This window comes from Archangium sp., assembly GCF_036388035.1.
Lineage (GTDB): Bacteria > Myxococcota > Myxococcia > Myxococcales > Myxococcaceae > Archangium.
In genome coordinates this window covers 1-1,959 of record NZ_DASVSO010000065.1, presented here as the reverse complement: position 1 = coordinate 1,959, position 1,959 = coordinate 1, and the positions used below count along the sequence as shown (strand labels likewise).

3 protein-coding genes and 1 pseudogene are annotated in these 1,959 nt (G+C 69.8%); 2 read left to right on the top strand and 2 right to left on the bottom strand.

Annotated features, from left to right (window positions below; all coding sequences use genetic code 11):
• Positions 1-201 (bottom strand): annotated as a pseudogene (locus tag VF697_RS02840) (HNH endonuclease); the annotation flags it as partial.
• 74 nt (positions 202-275) lie between these two features.
• Here VF697_RS02840 and VF697_RS02835 point away from each other — a divergent pair.
• Positions 276-1,079: an SDR family oxidoreductase gene (locus tag VF697_RS02835; RefSeq protein WP_331091919.1), complete on the top strand. Its 804-nt coding sequence runs from the start codon at positions 276-278 to the stop codon at positions 1,077-1,079.
• A gap of 23 nt (positions 1,080-1,102) precedes the next feature.
• Here VF697_RS02835 and VF697_RS02830 read toward each other — a convergent pair whose 3' ends face one another.
• Positions 1,103-1,615 carry a GreA/GreB family elongation factor gene (locus tag VF697_RS02830; protein WP_331091918.1) on the bottom strand — a complete coding sequence of 171 codons (513 nt, stop codon included), beginning with the start codon at positions 1,613-1,615 and terminating at the stop codon, positions 1,103-1,105.
• 105 nt (positions 1,616-1,720) lie between these two features.
• Here VF697_RS02830 and VF697_RS02825 point away from each other — a divergent pair.
• Positions 1,721-1,959: hypothetical protein (locus VF697_RS02825; RefSeq protein WP_331091917.1), on the top strand; the 239-nt coding region annotated here is incomplete at its 3' end.

Sequence of the window (1,959 nt, the reverse complement as noted above, 5' to 3'; positions counted from 1 at the left end):
ATCCGTCCCGCCGTGTACCCGGGGGACGATGTGCTCGATGGTGGCGCGGCTGATCGGCTCCCCGTCCAGGCCGACGGTGAGAAACGCGTTGCAGTGCAAGCACTTTCCGAGCCACACCTCGCGGCCGCGGTACTCGGTGCGCTCGAAGGTGGCGTCGGTGGCCACGATGTCGAGGATGCGGCGGCGCTTGGAGGAGCTCACACCTCTTCTAATAGGAGGAGGAGGGCGCGCGTGCCATGGGGACGCCGGGTGGAGACGTGCGAGCATGGGGCCCCATGAGAGGAAAGACGGTGGTCATCACCGGAGCCTCCTCGGGAATTGGCGAGGAGCTGGCGGTGGCGCTCGCGGCGCGTGGGGCCCACGTGGTGCTCGCGGCGCGGGACGAGGCGGCGCTGGCCCGGGTGAAGCAGCGGTGTGAGCAGGCCGGAGGGCGCGCGCTCGTGGTGCCCACGGACGTGAGCGACCCCGAGGCCTGCCGGAGGATGGTGGAGCGCTCCGTCGCGGAGCTCGGCGGCATCGACGCCCTGGTGAACAACGCGGGGATGGCGATGCGGGGCCGCTTCGAGGACGTGACGGACCTGTCCATCTTCGAGCGCCTCATGCGGGTGAACTACCTGGGCGCGGTCTACTGCACCCACCATGCGCTCCCGCACCTGAAGGCGCGCCGGGGACTCGTCGTCGCCATCTCCTCGCTGACGGGCAAGAGCGGCGTGCCGGGCCGCACCGGCTATGCCGCGACCAAGCACGCCATGCAGGGGTTCTTCGACTCGCTGCGCATCGAGCTGCTCGGCCAGGGCGTGGACGTGCTCGTCGTGTCGCCCGGGTTCGTCGCCACCCCCATCCGCGCGCGAGCGGTGGGTCCCGATGGCCGCACGGGCCACGAGGACATCGCCGAGGAGCAGGGCAGGCGGATGATGGATGCGCCCACCTGCGCGGACCTCATCCTCCGGGCCATGGAGCGCCGCGAGCGCGAGGTGGTGATGATTCCGGCGGCGAAGCTGATGCTGGCCCTCAAGGCGCTGGTGCCCGGTGTGGTCGACCGCATCGCCTCGCGGATGATCAAGCAGGTGCGGCCCTGAGGGCCTGACAGCGCCCGCGTCGCTCAGGCCGAGGGGGAGCGGTAGGTGACCCGGGCGATGGTGTACTCGACGGTGCCGCGGGGCCGCTCCACCCGGACGGCCTCGCCCAGCTCCCGGCCGAGGAGCGCCCGGGCCAGGGGTGACTCGACACTGAGGCGACCCGCCTTCACGTCCGCCTCGTCCGGACCGACGATGCGGTACGTCGTCTCCGCGCCGTCCTCGTCCTCGAGCGTCACCCACGCGCCGAAATAGACGTGCTCCTCGTCCGGGGCCTCGGGGGCCACCACCTTGACCTCGTCCAGGATGGCGGTCAGTTGCTGTGCCCGGCGCGTACGCTCGCGGGCCCGCGCCTGGCCCTCGAGTGCCGTGGCGCCTTCCTCACGCGGGACGGGCGCCAGGAGCGTCGCGAGTTCCTCCTGCAGGGCCCGGTAGCCCTCGGGCGTGATGTAGCGCTTCTCGCCCGAGGTCGAGCGGGGACGTAGCGGCAGTGGGACTTCTTCCCCTCCACCCTCCTCTTTCGTGAAGGCCTTCGACATGGTGCTCCCTCTCGAAAGGTCGGCATGCTGCCCCATTCCAATTCCTTGTCCCATGGGACAGGGGGCCTTGTGGGGAGGGGCGGGCACGCTGACATTCAAACAGCCATGGGACTTGCCCAACTCATCGAGAATCACAAAGAGCTGCTTCTCGTCCGGTGGAAGGAGATCGTGCGCACGCTCAGCGACGCGCGGCACCTCTCCGAGGAGAAACTGGAGAACCACGTCCCGGACCTGCTCGACTGGCTAGCGCTGCGGTTGCGCGAGCAAGACCTGACCGATGTGCGTGGCAGCCAGATGCTCTCCCGGGTGCATGCCTTCCAGCGGGTCGGCGATGACTTCGATCT